Below are 14,720 nucleotides of genomic sequence, written 5' to 3' on the forward strand. Positions count from 1 at the left end.
CTCGATTCAGGCCTACCTATTTTGGTGAGAAATCTTGTTGATGAATAATCCGGGTTATAGACTATTTTCAAGAAATCCCCTAGCAATTCACATCGATTATTTTTGGACTTGTGAAAAATCGTGGCGGGTGTAAACGATGCCATTGCCCCATTCACTGGAATCCCACTAGAATGCCAAGTCAGCAAACTTTTTTTCGTCAAATTCGTTGGTCACACCCGGAACGGCAAACCCACTTAACTGACGGAATTCACGACGAAACTGTTGATACCCTGGGAGGTTTGGCGTGAAATTGATTGGTGTGATCTGCGGCAATAACGTGGCTACCTGCGTTTGAACGGCTGGCGAGAGCTCCATTGCGTCCGGCCGCAACCGCCCCAGCGTATCCATCTCGCGCCGACTCCCGTAAACCATGTCACGGAATAATCGGTCCTGCTGCTCAATTGGACGTTCATGGGTGCCTAACGCCTGTTCCACCTGATACAATGCCGTGCAATACCGCGAAAACCCAGGAATGACGACGGACGCTTTGGTCGTGACGGAGCGGTTGACGCTGATCAGAGCTTCGCCACCACTAGGCAACAGCTGCTTTTGTAACTGCCGGGCACTCGCCTCTGCCGCTCGTTTCGCACGACCTAAAGTTCCATCGTGATAAATGGGAGCCGTGGCCGCGGGACCTTCATAGGAAAAAAGAATCGTTTTACAGTTTGGCGCCAACACGCCAGCGGCCTGCAGCGACTGTACCCACAGCTCCCAGTCTTCACCACCCATGACATGTTCGGTGGCCGCAATCTCACTAGGTGTCGCCGGATCGATGGTCGTACTGAGCAGCTGATTGCGCTCCAGGTCTACCGTAAAATCGGTGACGGACTTACCGATCGGTTTAATGACCGAACGCCAGACCTCGCTCGGGTCAAATGGATTTACCCGTTTTGCTGCCGCAATTGAATACACTAGCAGGTCGATTGGCCCGTCTAATTCGGATTGAATGTAGTGAATAACGTCACGCTTGGTGGCGGGCAGAAAAGCATTGGCGTTAAAGTTCTTAGCGACCAACCCAGCGGCTTCAGCGGCCTGCTTGAAGAAGACCTGATTCCACCAACCAGCGGCACCTAGGAACTCATCCTTGGGTGGCCGCGCATAGCCCACGGAAACGGTCGCGGCACCCTGACCAAAAGCAGCGGTCACGCGACTGGCTAGCCCATAACTGGCGGAACCACCCAAAATTAGGGCGCGCTTGGCCCCGGTATACTGACCCTTTTGGCGTACGACCTCGATCTGTGACTGCAACATCTGCTGTAGTCCCCGCGGATTGACCGACCGAGCCACGTTTCCTTCAATCTTTTCCGTTAGCGTCACTTGCCCCATGACGTTCCCACCCTTCTTGTTCCCTCTAAGATACCACTTTCCTTAGGCAGTCCCCGCGGATTTGCTCATTGAAATATTAATAACCGGATGGTGTTAAATTTATCGCCTGCGGCTGCCAGGGATTCCACCTGCTGTGGGGAACGCCTCCAGCCAAAGAATGGGCTTCCGGCTCGCCCAAAAGCCGTGAAAGCCACACGTCTCCTGGACGTCCCATGCCGTAAGTCGGGAAAGGACCCCGACCAACGCCATTTTCACGGCTGGCTACATCCCTGGCATCCTCCGGCTTAAGTTGGACTTATCAATACTATTTGTCGGAATCTGCAATGTTTCCCTAGTAGTTATCCGCCGTGATGCCGTCGAAACTAACGCAGAGTGGTTCTACTGTTCCCTCATCCGACTAATTATTAAAGCCTAAACATTCCCATAATTATTAATAACAAAATTGCACATAAAAAACGCACCGCCACCGCCTATAACTCAGGCCATAACAGTACGTTGCATTTTCTTTTAACCTACTCGGTAAATTCTGACTCCGCCAACAACTTCCGAACTTCATCCGTCGTATGCGTCTCCATCAACGCATTCCGGAGACTGGCAGCGTTGCGTTGGTTGCGAATGTAAATCTTGAAGAACCGCTTTAACGATGGGAATCGTGACGTGTCGAAACGTTTTTCGAAATCGTCGTACAGGTCGAGCTGGTAGTTCAGTAACCCCAGCAACTCCTTGATGTCATGTTCCTTGGGCTCCTTTTCAAAGGCAAAGGGACTGGTGAAGATGCCGCGGCCGATCATGATGCCGTCGACGCCGGGGTGCTCCTTAGCCAACTGCACCCCTTGCTGATAGTTTTCAATGTCGCCGTTCAGTTGCAGCAACGTGTTCGGGGCAATTTCATCCCGCAACTTCACGATGTCATCGATCAACTCGAAGTGCGCGGGTACGCGACTCATTTCCTTTTTCGTTCGTAAATGAATCGTTAATAATGGAATGTCCTGTTGGAATAGGAACGTCAACCAGTCGCGCCATTCGTCCAACCGGCTGTAGCCCAACCGCGTCTTGACGCTCACCGGCAAGCCGACCGTCTTAGCCCCGGCAATGACTTCGGCGGCGCTGTCGAAATTGCGAATCAGGTCGCTCCCCCCATGGTTCTTGATGACAGTGGAATCGGGGCACCCCATGTTCAGGTCGATGGCTTCATAGCCGAGGTCCTTCACGACCACCGCGGCCCGGGCAAAGGCATCGCCGTCATTGCCCCAGAGCTGGGCGACCGGCATGTGTGCTTCTTCAGGCGCCACGTAGAGTCGACCCTGAACGGTGAATTTAGCCTTGGGATGGGTCACGCTAATGGCGTTTGTGAATTCGGTGAAAAAGACGTCGGGCGCCGCAGCCCGAGCCACAACACGCCGAAAGATAGCGTTGGTGACGGCTTCCATGGGCGCTAAACTGAAGAATGGCCGATTTTCGGCCTGCGCGTGGGCCGCAATATTTTGCCAGTAAGATGAGTCAGACACGATAAAATCTCCTTGATCTCGTTAAATTTGATGTTTAATCCGGTTTAAAAGCAGTTCCTACATTCTACCACGTTTCGTCGCCGAAACCAGTAAAAAAGAGTTGCCCCAATGGACAGCTCCCTTAAGATCTAGTCTGTGCTGACGGTAATGTCGCCATCAGCGGTCGTCAATCTATATTGTTCTTTGGCAGCTTGATGTAACCAATAGCCACTGTGACGCGCCTTGCCATCAACTTTAATGTCGTCCATATCCGCGTCCCTACCGATGACCTTAGCTCCGGCCGATCTCGCGATATGTGCTGAAATGTCCCCATCATCTGTGTAAGCCGTCAACGTTTTCGTCAACCGGTTATTTTGCAAATGAACATCTCCATTAGACGAGCTAACGTGGCCGCCACCCAACTTCGACTCCGAAAGACGCACGTCCCCATTCTCCGAGACCATTCGATTATTGTTGGCGGCCAACCGACTATTGCTGACCCCAACATCCCCATTTTCAGCATCAACACTGAGCTGCTGGGCCTTAACACCACTTGCCCAAACATCGCCGTTACTCGACTTGACCACCACCTGCTTGTCGACGCGCACGTCCATCAGGCTAACGTCGTTGCTAGCAGCAATCGTCATACTTTTGGCCTGCAGGTTACGTAAAGAAATCGCATGGCTCCCCTTTTTCACCGTCACATCAGCAAGCTTCTTGTCCCGTGGCACGGTCACCAACACGCCGCCATTGGTATAGCCGACGCCATCGCCCATGGAAAAATTCGTCTGGCTTAAGTGAGCGGTGGACTTACCACCTTCAATCGTGAGGGTCCCCTTCGACACGGTCGCGGTCGGGTGCCCTTTGACATTATCCAAATAACTCACGGTCACGCGATTGCTATTGCCGGCCTTGATGGTGACGGGCGCCTTGGCGTCAACCACGATGCGTTGGTAAGCCCCCGGTTGATAGCTCTGTTGGGCCTTGCGAATCACTCGAAATCCCCGCGGGTTATTGGACCACAGCACGCTCTTATTCCCGTGATTCCACCAACCGATACCCATTAATAATAGTCCTAAGATAACTAAAACGATTGAAACTTTCGTGCTCCGCTTCATAGTTTACGCCCCCGTTCTGCGCGACTCCGTGGAATAAAGCGGTTATAAATCTTCTTCGCCGCCCACGACAACGCCCATATGACCTTACTCCCGAACCATTTCACGATTAACCAGCCAATCCAGCTGGCCCCCAACGCTGCCAAGCCCATTCCCAAATAGAAAACTCCGGTCCAGGGTGCTTGGAAAAAGGTGGTTACCCCGAGCACAACGCCAAGGACGCCGACAGCGATGATACTCAGGAAAACGGCAAAGGCGGCCACGACCAAACCAAAAATAACGGCCGCAAACGCGACAAATAACGCGCCGATGAGGATTAAAATCGGAATTGTTACCGGCGTCGACAGCAAGGCCAAAATAATCAGCCACACCGTCTTCACATTATTCTTAGTTGCCTGAATGTCCGACCGTGACTTGATGGACTGACTCTCCTGGCTACTCGAGCGAATCGAATAGTCGGCCAATACCTTTCTCGCTAACGACCGCGGAGTCCCCAGTTCGTCGACGGCCTGTTCGTACGTTTCAATGCCGGCATCCATCAAGTACTCTTGATAGTACTCGATGACATCCTGCTGTTCAGCCGTTGTCAGCTGCCCCAGTAGCTTTTGCACGGCCTGAATGTAATCATTCATCTACGTTCCCTCCCAATAACTTGGTAATTGCTTGATTAAAATCAGCCCACTCGCTCTGAATTTCGACGAGCCGCTCACGACCACTGTCCGTCAGCCGGTAATAGCGTCGGTTGCGTCCCTGAAACGGTTCATCGTAAGTTTCTAGCCAGCCATTTTTCTTTAGCCGCCGCAACACCGGGTAGAGGGTCGATTCTGAAATGGGAATCACCTGCCGTACCGCCTGTGTCAACGTGTATCCGTAATGGTCGCCCTTGGTGAGTAACCCCAAGACACTGCCATCCAACAACTCTGTTGGAACCTGAATGGCCATTTTACTTGCCTCCCCGCTATACTATATGACGTATAATATCGATTCACCAATAATATACCGTGTCAAAGACTATCTGTCAACTTAATTTGGCCGTAAACTTTATAAATCATGAAAATACTCTAATGACTGTTGATAACTGGATTCAGCGATTACTTATTAATAAACGGTCAGACAATATTAAAACCCTTATTACCACAGTCATTGACATTCATTCGTTCCCCCCGCATACTGGAAAAAATCTCTTGAGGAGGTCGTCGTATGACAACGAACCAGGCATTGTTGATCATTGATTACACGAACGATTTTGTTGCGGATAAGGGTGCTCTGACTTGTGGTAAACCGGGACAGGTCCTCGCGCCAACCATCGTCAGTCTAGCGGATGATATTCATCGCAAGGGGGGCTGGGTCTTACTCCCAACGGACGTCCACACGCCCAATGACCCCTACCATCCGGAAAGCAAGCTGTTCCCACCCCACAACGTCCGGGGAAGTTGGGGCCGTGAACTCTACGGTCCGGTTAAGACTTGGTACGACGACCACGCAGCCAACGGAAACGTCTGGCAGTTCGACAAGACCCGCTACAGCTCATTTGCGGGTACCGACCTCGATCTACGCCTACGGGAACGCCACGTGGATACCCTCCACTTAGTTGGCGTCTGTACGGATATCTGCGTGCTCCACACCGCGATGGACGCCTACAACCTGGGCTACCATTTGATCATCCACGAAAATGCGGTTGCCAGCTTTGATCCGGCCGGCCACGCGTGGGCATTGAGCCACTTTAAGAACGCCTTGGGCGCGGAAATTATCTAACTCGTCATTCTTTAAATTAAAAACGGCATCGTCACAGCACTTAGCACGAACTAATGGTTGTAACGACGCCGTTTTTTGCACTGCAGTCTTCATTGCAGAATGCACTGCCGCGCGATATAATTAATCTCATAATAAGTGATTAGCGGTTTTATATTCAGGTAGAGACAAAGAAGGATGGCAACTATTTATGAAGAGATTCATCGGAGTTTTAGCCCTGAGTTTGGGGCTGATTGGGGGCGGCGCGCTAAACGCACAGGCCGCAAAAACGACCGCGTCATCGGCATCAACGGTGACTAGCAGCTCATCATCGACCGCTAAGAGTAGTGGCTCGTCGTCGGCCGAAACGACCAGTGAGAGCACAACGAAACCAGTAACGCCTGAATACCGGGCGGTGCTGCGAACGACAAAGGTCAACTACTACACCAAGATTGGTCTGAACTTGACGCATAACTACAAGGTCTACAAGACCGGTGGCGCCAAGTCTGCGGCAAAGAACATGAAACCTATCGCGACCGGCCGCCAGTATGCCAATCTCAAGGTCCACATCACCCGCGAACAGAAGATGGCGGATGGCACCTGGCTGAAATTTACATATCACCATACGCAAATCGGCTGGATTCATCGCAATGGGACGGTAAAGAGTTATCGTTATCTGAACGTCCCGCTGATTGCCCAACGGCCACAGTTACCGACCGGCTGTGAGATTACGGCGACTGCGATGATGTTGAAGTACGCGGGCGCTGACGTGACCAAGATGACGTTGGCTAAGGAAATGCCGCGTAGTTCCAACCCTAACAAGGGGTTTGTAGGCAGTCCCTATTCCGAGTCGGGATGGTGGGTCTACCCCAAGGGCCTGTTGGGTGTTGTGAAAAATCACGTGGGCACGGCGAAGGACATGACAGGTGCCTCATTTGCCACGCTCAAAACGCAGATCAATCAGGGTCACCCGGTCGTGATCTGGGTCGCGGGCGTCGATGGCTTCGTCAACCATGCCATTACGATGTCGGGCTACAGCAAGACACGCGTGTACTACAATGACCCGTGGACCAAGAAGAAGACGAGTATGACGCAGGTCAGTTTGAACACCCATCGCAGTCATGACGGCTATCGGGCGTTGAGTTATTAGAAAAGGGGAGATTATTTTGAAGAAACAGTGGTTAATGAGACTATTAGTGGCCCTAGGCTTAGGGAGTCTGGGCGCTGCTACACCGGCACAAGCGGCTAGCAATTATTACACAACTAATCCCGGAATTATTCGCGTCAAGAAAACGGTGGCTTATTACAAGGATGCCGCCAAGACAAAGCACGACTCTACGGTCAAAGTTGGCCATTACGCTAAGATTTCCAAGGTCGTCACGGTCAAGGGTCACGCCCCCGTTTTAAAGACGAACACTGGGAAGTACGTGACAGCTAACAAGGCATTTGTCGCTAAGACTAGCGGATATCAAAACCCTAAGGCCTACTATCAAGTCAACTACACGCAGATCAAGCCTTATGGTAAAGTTGGCTATACGGTCAAACGGAACTATGAGGGCATCAAGACTTGGAAGATCATGCGCCGCCTGGGAACTGCCAATGGTTATAACAAGTATAATCAGGCGACCTACAATGCGGTGCGGAACTTCCAGAAGAACCACCACCTCAAGGTCACCGGCAACGTTAATGAGAAGACCTGGGTCAAGCTCGGCTTCTCCAAATCAAGTTGGACTAGCATCGATGCTTACGTTGCCCCACTTGGTGCCCACGCTTGGAATGGTCGGACGGAACACATCAACGCAATGATCAAGCAGGCCTACCAATATAAGGGCAACCCTTATCTGGTGGGGTCATCGTCCAAGCCAATTTATGGTACGGATTGCTCAGGATTAGTGATGCAGGCCCTCTACGCCGGTGGCATCAATCCGGCCCCAATCAGTTCCATTCACCACGCCTACCCTGGCAACGAATGGAATTCACGGAACCTGTGGGCCAGCAAGAAGTTCAAACACGTCGCCTACAGCAATCGTCAACGTGGTGACCTGGTCTTCTACTATCAACCAGGTACTCATGTGATCTGGCACGTGGCCATTTACCTCGGTGGTAACAAGGTCATCGAAAGCTGGCCACCACGGATCATGGTACAACCCATCAAGAACGGCCAACGCTCAAACGTTGCCGGAATTGCCCGGGTATTTAACTAAAACGAGAAAACAGTTAAGCGGTCACTCCAATTGTGGGGTGGCCGCTTTTGTTAGGCGCTTCGATTGCTATCACCGGGTGGGCATGGTAAGGTCGGGGTACTGTGTGGTTGAAATTCATCGTCAACAATTAAAATATTTGACCCTGTTTTGCGGAGTTAACCTTGTAGCCTAAATTTTAGACCCGAGGTAAATTCCGCGAATGATGAGCCAGACATTCAATTCATTATAAAAAAGATCATTTATGATTACGATCATAATCGTTTCAAACTGTTCTTCCATAAGAAAACGATACGTTACTTAGAGCAGCAGCGTTTATGTACTGAACAAGTTTTAACAGCCGCAATTGACCAGCTATACGTCAGTCAGTACTATCGCGGACCCTCAAAGCATCATTGGCTCGACGGATTTATTGTTTACGAATTTATCGAGTATATTAACGGTATCGACATGTACGTTAAATTCGATATTGGCTCAAACTTCACTCAAATTGAGTCCTTTCATCCGCGTGAAAAGGAACTAAATGTCACTTGGAAACACTACTAAGGGGGTACAAACGATGATAAATCAAATCGGTCGCATCAATTCACCTGACTTGATGGGTAGAGATACTTTCTACAAGATTATAGAGCTCAAGGAAACTCATCTAATCGGCAATGACCCTCTGACTGTAAATCACCGTTATTGGGTTCCCGAATGCTGCGATATTCATGACGAAGAGGCTTACTTAGAACCACTTGATGACCCTGACTACAATATCAGACGGCATTATACTCTTTATCGGCAGAAATTTAATTTTCTCACTGCCATCGAAATTACGTCCGCTCGAGAAAATTTAAACCTAACCCTTGATGAGGCTGCACTCATCTTAGGATTAAGTGCAAGCAAACTCTCTGGCATTGAAAATCACGGTGGTCTACAGTCCTTTGAGCAAGAAATTCAGCTCCGCTTACTGACCACCCCCGACAGTCTCCACCAACATGTTCAACGATACCACGCACTCATTGAACTCCGCGCTAACCAGGCTGATATGAACGTTGATGCCTTATTTGCGAAATTAGAGAAAATTAACGCAAAATAGTAAAATCGGCATCGCAATTTTTCTGCGATGCCGATTTTGACTTACTGTATTAATCAATTACAAACGTGTTAAACGAGTTGGGTGCTAAAGTAGCTTCAACACTCTTTGAGGCATCCTCTGGATCAGCAAACGTGAATGGTAATGCCCGTTCCAAAGCATTTTGAACGACGACCACTAACTGCCCATCTGGGTTGCGGAAAGCCTTTCCCATCGAGTTGAAGTGCCCTGTTGTTTCCAGAACCTGGGCACCTGGCTTAACGTAGTGCGCATAGTGGCGCATCACGTAGTATTCTGGGTTGCGGGTTACCGCTTGAGTCTTGGAATCAATTGAGAACATTGAATTTTGATGCCAGCCCCAAGTACTAATAGAGTCACCTAAAATGATGTTCCAGTACGTGTAAGCCGTAGCGCCAGCCGTGAAGTAGTGGTTGACCAGATGGAAAATATATTCGGCATATACCCAACTATTGTCACCATAGCCACATTCTGATTCCGTTTGAACCAGTTCAATTTCTGGCCATGAGCTGTGAGTTCGTTCAATAGCATTTTGCCCAGCCCACTGGTAGCCAATCCCCTTGATGTACTTCCGTGCGTCATCATCGAACAAGATGTTATCAACGTACCGGTTGTAGTTGTCCAACTTGATGCCAGACGCGTTGAATGACATGTCTTCCGGACCATTTAACGTTCCCAAGAAGATTTCTGTGTCAATGCCTTCCTTTTCAAAGGTCGGTCCGAGGTAATCGCGAATGAAGACCTTCAAGTCATCACTGCTCCACAGGCAGGATGGGAATTTCTGATCTGCGAAAACTTCATTTTGAGGGCAAACGCGTTCGATGTGAATGCCCTGTTTTTCGTAAGCACGAATGTACTTAACGAAGTAGTTTGCGTAGGCTTGTAAGTTTTCCGGCGTCATCACAATGCGACCAAAGTTATACACCTTAGGGAACTTCATCCAGGTTGGTGGCGTCCAAGGACTAGCAAACAGTTGCAGGTTGGGTTGATACTTTTTGGCATTATTGATGTATGGAATCAACGTTTGCTTATCATGGTCAACGGAGAATTCTTTCAAGTCATAATCGCCATCGGTTTCATCGTAACTATACCAAGACTCCGCGAAATCGTTAGCACCAATTGGTGTCCGGTTGAAGGTGAAATTCAATTCGTCTGGTGAGAACAAATCTTTATAAATTTCCTGTTGCTTATCACTGGCCAGCTTACTCAATGGCAAGTAACCCAGTTCATTAAAGCAACCACCGAAGCCCCGTAACTTTTGTAGTCCCTTCCCGGTCAATTGTAGATCCGCGGAAGCCGCCACATTCGCGACAGTTGGTGTTTTTTCTTGTAAATAATTATTTGGTGTACTTTCAATCCAGGTGGTCATTATTCTTCCTCCTTAGAAATCAGTTCAAGTTGTCTTTAATACCTATTTTGTAGAACGAATCATTTGGATAAAGATGCAAGCAAGCAAGACGAAGACAATGGCGATTGGGAAGACCAACTTGTAGCCACCCATCACCACGACGATACTCGTCACGATAGGACCGACCGTTTGGCCTAAAGTCGTCGCAATGTTCAAAATCCCTAAGTCCTTACCAGCCTCTTCTTTGTTTGGTAGAACATCAATGTTCAGTGCTTGGTCGACGGCACCATAAACAGCGTAACCTAAGCCGGCGAACCCAGCAAATAAAATCATGGAGAACGGTGAACGCATCACCCATGGCAACAAGTACCCAATAGCTAACAGCACAGCGGAAACAATGACAGGTAACTTCCGGCGACCAATGGCGTCAGAAATTGCGCCAGATGCCAAGGACCCAACTAATCCAACAATCATCGTGACCACAGACATAATTGAAATCGTCGCCGCAGCGTCCGTTTTGCCCTGGCCGATGTAGCTTTCCAAGATATATAATTGATAGTTCAAAATCATGTAGTAACTGAAAATCAATAACGTCCGGCCCAAGAAGGCTAACCAGAAGTCACGAGCACCTTTTAATGGTGGACGGAATGAAGCCAATAGTTCGGCAAAGCCACCTTCAACGGCAGGTAAGTCCTTCGCTGACTCTTCGTGGGGCCAAACGATAACGGTACAGATACCAGCGATTCCCATTAGCACTCCAGCAATAATGAATCCTGGAATTTGAATTGAGATGAAGCGGGCCCCAATCAAGGTCCCCACTGAGGTCCCACAGGTCGTCCCAGCAGACATGAAGGCAGACATCGTAGCTCGCATATCATCGGAGACCCGGTCAGACAAGGTCGCAATGACGGGTGCAATCATCATGTTTAACCCAACCATGCTGATACAATAAGAAATCCCAATTGCCCAAGCATTATCCAAAACTCCAATCAGGAACAAAGAAAGGCCACCGACAATACCACCGGCAACAACCCAGGGTGTCCGTCGTCCAAAACGTGAACGCGTCCGGTCAGACAAATTCCCAAACAACAGATTAGCAACCAATGAAGCAATCGCCGTCGCAGCGTTTAAAACACCAAAGATGGCGGTTGACGCGTTGGGCCCGACTAGATCCTTTAAATGTTGCGGTAACAAAACAGCTGAGACAATTCCCAGACCACCCATCCACAACAACGCGAAGATAAAGAAACTAGCCGAGAAACGAATTTTACTCGATTTACTCATCGTAATTTTGCTTTTTGCATTTTCCATGATGTTTTCTCCTCAAATGTTTGCGCTTTCATTTATGTACCGAAGAAGAGGCTTAATCCTCTTCAACGATGGCAACGCCCCAAGGTGCAAGCTGCAATTGCTGTTGCGTTGGTTGATCACTAATCAATTCATTTCCAGCAACTGGCTGCTTAACGGTCTGTGACTTGCTCGAGTAATTAAAGTAATAGGTCAATGTTTTACCCAAATCATTTTGTCCCTGCTTCACAATAACCGGGAAGTTTTCGGCAAAAGTATTCAACTTAATTTCCTTGACGTAGTCGCGAACTAAGTCCGTAATAACCTCGGCGGATGGATAACACCCCATATAGATGACGGACCCTTTACCAAATTGGTTCTTAGTAATTGCGGCGTAGTCCGACCAGTTCGGGTCATCATAAGTGGCTAACACTTCGGCCGTGTCTGGAATCAACAGTTCCATCCAGTCTTTTAAGGAATCATCCTTAACATCCTGGAGGCTAGGTGTTTGCCCTACTAACTTTGTCCCATCTGGGTCAACGAACATTTCGTAGTGCACGCCGCTAGCTTCAGAAACAATTCCGGGTTGCCGGTCAGTGCGGACCTTAACGTGTTCGTCAGCGAAGCCGGACTTAAAGGTATAGATGACGTGCCCACCGCGCTTGACGTAATCGTTCAGTACCTTTAGGAAGTCATCGCTGATGCTGTAGAGTGCTGGCACAACAATCAACTTGTAGTCATCCAGCTTGATATGGTGTTCATCAGTAATGTCCGTCCGCACATTCAACCGGTAGAACTGATCGTACAGGGACCGGAAAAGGTCATTATAGTTTCGTTCATCAGAGAATGGGAAGGCGTTGACTGCCGTTAAGCTTTGATTGCTAACTAAGAATGCCACCTCTGATTTAATCTTGAAGTTCACGAGATGTGACGACAGCTTCTTCAATTCGGCTCCAGTTTGCTTCACTTCGTTGTAGACCGGATTTGGCTGGAAGTCGTGGCTCAAGATTCCCTTCCAGTAAGTTTCAGCCGAGTTGTGGATGGAATGCCAGTGCCAGTATTCAATCATGTTGGCGCCGGAAGCCAAGTGACTGTAAGCCAGTTGGCGTAATTGCCCTGGATAAGGGACTTGTTGCTTAAAAGCTTGTGCTTGCGTTTCCATTACGAGATAATTATCATGTTTAAGGGTTCTTAACTCATCACCGGCAAAAGAGACTTCCGTTCCAGTGAGGTGCTTACGAGAAGGATGATAAATGTCACCCCCGGCATAATCCAAGGCCTCGCTCGCATCGAAATGGTTCACATCTGGTTGAACGCCATATGAATACCCGCGCCATTCGAAATCAAAGTTGTGGGTAATAAATTGATCTGGTTGCCGATATTCTTTAACCAAGTCGACTTGCCATTTCAAGTAATCGGTGACAAGTTGTTGGCGATATTTGTCAAATTCTGCTTTCAAGCTCCCGTTGATGGTGCCGTCCATAGAAGGAAAATCCTCCCAGGCATTGATGCGGTTGCTCCAGTAATCCAAGCCAAATTCGTGATTAAAACGGTCTAAATCGTTATTAAATTCTTGCTTGATATACTGAACAAACCCTTTTTGAACATTTTCACTAGACGTCCCGTAGTGCTTGGTTTCGTTATCAACCTGGAACCCGATGACGGCTGGGTGATGGGCAACGTGAGCCATCATTTTCCGAATAATTCGTTCTGCATAGCGAAGAAATGTTGGGTTGCTAATGTCAAAGATTTGGCGAGCACCATAGGGCTGACGTTGGCCGTTGATTTGAACCATCACCTCTGGGTACTTCTTGGCTAACCAAGTAGGGATGGCGTAAGTTGGCGTGCCGACAATCACTTTGATGCCGGCAGCGTGCATTGCATCAAGAACTTTATCCAACGGGGAGAAGTCAAAAACCCCATCTTGTTTTTCGTAAGTTCCCCAGGTGCTCTCACCGATACGGACAACGTTAATGTTGGCTGCGGTCATCATTTCGATATCTTTATCGAGCCGGTCGACTGGTAAATATTCGTAATAATAGGCTGTTCCGTACAAAATATTTTTCATTATTTATCCCTCATTCATTTCTTGTAAACGCTTACTGTGCTTATTATTACCGATTTAGTAAAACTTGTACATGGCTACATTCGGCCAAAAAAGACCCAAATCAAACTTTTTCAGGAAGGAAAGACCCCATGGATATCCTCAAAAACGCCCACCGGCTCCCAGTTCTCGACTGGAACCTGAACTTCTTCGGCGGTCATTATCAAAAAGTAGCGAATGACTGGCAAGTCCCAATGGATAAGCACCAGGCCTTTGAATTGATTTTTGTGATTGAAGGGCGAGAAGGTCTTTCCATTGAGCACGAATCCTATACACTCAACCAAGGTGACTTCGTTTTGATCCCACCTGGCTTTCGGCACACCGCGCACGCCATCGATCATCTCACCTACTTCTGTTTTCACTTTGACCTGGACGAGCCCAACTTCATTGTCCAGTTGATTCAGAACTCGCCAATCTACTTTCCCAAGGGAGAGAGCCTGAATCGCGACATCTGTCCTATCTTGCACGAATTGATTGCACTGGTGTCCCTGTCGGCCGATTATTCGTTTAAGGATAAAATGCAGATTCAGATCTACCTCTCACAGATTCTGATGATTTTCAGTGAACTCATTCCAGCCAAATCGGCCGCAACCAACGCTAACCAGTCACGTTACGCCAAAATCATTGCCGAATCGCTAAAATCTACACTAAATGATGCCATTCTTCACCCCGTCGATGGTGACACCGAACCAATCTCAATCGCTGACCTCATGGCCTCCATTGGCATCAGCGAGGGTTACGGCAACCGGGTCTTCAAGGATGCGTATGGCTTCTCGCCACAGAAATACTTGTCTGAATTGAAGTTGAAATGGGCTAAGAAAATGCTCTTAAAGCCCCAATTCAGTGTTGCCGAGATTGCAGCAACACTCGGCTATCAGAACGCTTCCCACTTCAGCCGCCAATTTAAGCGTTGGACGAAGATGTCGCCCAAAACTTATCGGCAAATCGTGGCGAAGACTTAAGTCAGTAGAAAATAAGAGTCTAGG

13 protein-coding genes are annotated in these 14,720 nt (G+C 48.7%); 5 read left to right on the top strand and 8 right to left on the bottom strand.

Annotated features, from left to right (window positions below; translation table 11 throughout):
• Nucleotides 1–165: 165 nt before the first annotated feature.
• The 5 genes from fabV to FC99_RS00475 all read right to left on the bottom strand — a co-directional run bounded on the left by fabV (nt 166) and on the right by FC99_RS00475 (nt 4,909).
• Complete coding sequence (gene fabV / locus FC99_RS00455) at nt 166–1,365, bottom strand: enoyl-[acyl-carrier-protein] reductase FabV (RefSeq protein ID WP_082153189.1); 1,200 nt, start codon at nt 1,363–1,365, stop codon at nt 166–168.
• Between the two features lie 512 nt (nt 1,366–1,877).
• Nucleotides 1,878–2,873: a tRNA dihydrouridine synthase gene (locus FC99_RS00460; RefSeq protein ID WP_048733106.1), complete on the bottom strand. Its 996-nt coding sequence runs from the start codon at nt 2,871–2,873 to the stop codon at nt 1,878–1,880.
• A 128-nt stretch (nt 2,874–3,001) separates the two neighbouring features.
• Nucleotides 3,002–3,970: a DUF4097 family beta strand repeat-containing protein gene (locus tag FC99_RS00465; RefSeq protein WP_048733108.1), complete on the bottom strand. Its 969-nt coding sequence runs from the start codon at nt 3,968–3,970 to the stop codon at nt 3,002–3,004.
• Entirely contained in the window at nt 3,967–4,599 is a 633-nt protein-coding gene (locus FC99_RS00470) for a DUF1700 domain-containing protein (RefSeq protein ID WP_048733109.1), read from the bottom strand. The genes FC99_RS00465 and FC99_RS00470 overlap by 4 nt, the downstream gene beginning before the upstream one ends.
• Entirely contained in the window at nt 4,592–4,909 is a 318-nt protein-coding gene (locus FC99_RS00475) for a PadR family transcriptional regulator (protein ID WP_048733110.1), read from the bottom strand. Before FC99_RS00475 ends, FC99_RS00470 begins: the two co-directional genes overlap by 8 nt.
• Before the next feature lie 258 nt (nt 4,910–5,167).
• Between FC99_RS00475 and FC99_RS00480 the strand changes: the two genes are divergently transcribed.
• The 4 genes from FC99_RS00480 (at nt 5,168) to FC99_RS00495 (ending at nt 8,980) form a co-directional block, all read left to right on the top strand.
• Nucleotides 5,168–5,722, top strand: a complete 555-nt coding sequence (locus FC99_RS00480; protein ID WP_048733112.1) for a cysteine hydrolase family protein — start codon at nt 5,168–5,170, stop codon at nt 5,720–5,722.
• 187 nt (nt 5,723–5,909) lie between these two features.
• Nucleotides 5,910–6,848, top strand: coding sequence for a C39 family peptidase (locus tag FC99_RS00485; protein WP_048733115.1), 939 nt, complete (start codon nt 5,910–5,912; stop codon nt 6,846–6,848).
• Between the two features lie 34 nt (nt 6,849–6,882).
• Nucleotides 6,883–7,902, top strand: coding sequence for a DUF5776 domain-containing protein (locus tag FC99_RS00490; RefSeq protein WP_420324062.1), 1,020 nt, complete (start codon nt 6,883–6,885; stop codon nt 7,900–7,902).
• Nucleotides 7,903–8,458: 556 nt separating this feature from the next.
• A complete protein-coding gene (locus FC99_RS00495; protein ID WP_048733119.1) occupies nt 8,459–8,980 on the top strand; it encodes a transcriptional regulator in 522 nt (173 codons plus the stop codon).
• Nucleotides 8,981–9,029: 49 nt separating this feature from the next.
• Here the strand turns inward: FC99_RS00495 and FC99_RS00500 are convergent, their stop codons facing one another.
• From FC99_RS00500 to FC99_RS00510, 3 genes are read right to left on the bottom strand one after another with little or no spacing between them, the layout of a single operon-like run.
• A complete protein-coding gene (locus FC99_RS00500) occupies nt 9,030–10,364 on the bottom strand; it encodes a glycoside hydrolase family 30 protein (RefSeq protein WP_048733121.1) in 1,335 nt (444 codons plus the stop codon).
• Nucleotides 10,365–10,406: 42 nt separating this feature from the next.
• Complete coding sequence (locus tag FC99_RS00505; protein ID WP_048733123.1) at nt 10,407–11,654, bottom strand: MFS transporter; 1,248 nt, start codon at nt 11,652–11,654, stop codon at nt 10,407–10,409.
• Between the two features lie 52 nt (nt 11,655–11,706).
• The gene (locus tag FC99_RS00510) at nt 11,707–13,698 is read right to left on the bottom strand and encodes a beta-galactosidase (protein WP_056986440.1); all 1,992 of its coding nucleotides are present in this window, start codon (nt 13,696–13,698) and stop codon (nt 11,707–11,709) included.
• A 128-nt stretch (nt 13,699–13,826) separates the two neighbouring features.
• On the opposite strand from FC99_RS00510, the gene FC99_RS00515 reads away from it, so the two are divergent.
• Complete coding sequence (locus tag FC99_RS00515; RefSeq protein WP_048733127.1) at nt 13,827–14,696, top strand: helix-turn-helix domain-containing protein; 870 nt, start codon at nt 13,827–13,829, stop codon at nt 14,694–14,696.
• Nucleotides 14,697–14,720 lie beyond the last annotated feature (24 nt).

Source organism: Levilactobacillus koreensis JCM 16448, from assembly GCF_001435525.1.
In the GTDB taxonomy this organism is placed as follows: domain Bacteria; phylum Bacillota; class Bacilli; order Lactobacillales; family Lactobacillaceae; genus Levilactobacillus; species Levilactobacillus koreensis.

Bases quoted from the DNA above. Each gene is read 5' to 3' on its own strand.
- FC99_RS00490 (WP_420324062.1), top strand. From the start codon at position 6,883: ATGAGACTATTAGTGGCCCTAGGCTTAGGGAGTCTGGGCGCTGCTACA.
- FC99_RS00500 (WP_048733121.1), bottom strand. From the start codon at position 10,364: ATGACCACCTGGATTGAAAGTACACCAAATAATTATTTACAAGAAAAA.
- FC99_RS00515 (WP_048733127.1), top strand. From the start codon at position 13,827: ATGGATATCCTCAAAAACGCCCACCGGCTCCCAGTTCTCGACTGGAAC.
- fabV (WP_082153189.1), bottom strand. From the start codon at position 1,365: ATGGGGCAAGTGACGCTAACGGAAAAGATTGAAGGAAACGTGGCTCGG.
- FC99_RS00485 (WP_048733115.1), top strand. From the start codon at position 5,910: ATGAAGAGATTCATCGGAGTTTTAGCCCTGAGTTTGGGGCTGATTGGG.
- FC99_RS00495 (WP_048733119.1), top strand. From the start codon at position 8,459: ATGATAAATCAAATCGGTCGCATCAATTCACCTGACTTGATGGGTAGA.
- FC99_RS00480 (WP_048733112.1), top strand. From the start codon at position 5,168: ATGACAACGAACCAGGCATTGTTGATCATTGATTACACGAACGATTTT.
- FC99_RS00470 (WP_048733109.1), bottom strand. From the start codon at position 4,599: ATGAATGATTACATTCAGGCCGTGCAAAAGCTACTGGGGCAGCTGACA.
- FC99_RS00510 (WP_056986440.1), bottom strand. From the start codon at position 13,698: ATGAAAAATATTTTGTACGGAACAGCCTATTATTACGAATATTTACCA.
- FC99_RS00465 (WP_048733108.1), bottom strand. From the start codon at position 3,970: ATGAAGCGGAGCACGAAAGTTTCAATCGTTTTAGTTATCTTAGGACTA.
- FC99_RS00475 (WP_048733110.1), bottom strand. From the start codon at position 4,909: ATGGCCATTCAGGTTCCAACAGAGTTGTTGGATGGCAGTGTCTTGGGG.
- FC99_RS00505 (WP_048733123.1), bottom strand. From the start codon at position 11,654: ATGGAAAATGCAAAAAGCAAAATTACGATGAGTAAATCGAGTAAAATT.